We start from the raw sequence: 292 nt of genomic DNA on the forward strand, positions 1-292 counted from the left end.
AGCGTGCTGACGATCAGGACGGACCAGGCCTTGCGGTCGACGGGTGGGGCGTTCATGCGCGTTCTTCCTCAGTGACGATGAAGCCACTGTCCCGCGCGCGCTGTGCCGCCCATTCGCCTGACGATCAGCGCGGCCCCGGCCGCTGGGAGGACGGCCGCCGACGCGGCCTCGTCCGGAAGAACTACCCCGCGCGCTGCTGCTGCTGCTGCTGCGTGACCAGCACGGCCGCCTGCACGCGGGAGTCGATATCCAGCTTGCGCAGCAGGTGCTGCACGTGGATCTTGACGGTCGT

At 69.2% G+C, this 292-nt stretch carries 1 protein-coding gene; it reads right to left on the reverse strand.

What is annotated here, in order from left to right:
* Window positions 1-181: 181 nt before the first annotated feature.
* On the reverse strand, window positions 182-292 hold a 111-nt coding region (locus ACG04R_RS28495; protein WP_394418214.1), incomplete at its 5' end, for a LuxR C-terminal-related transcriptional regulator.

Origin of the sequence: Pelomonas candidula, from assembly GCF_043555985.1 — a bacterium.
Classification (GTDB): domain Bacteria; phylum Pseudomonadota; class Gammaproteobacteria; order Burkholderiales; family Burkholderiaceae_C; genus Pelomonas; species Pelomonas candidula.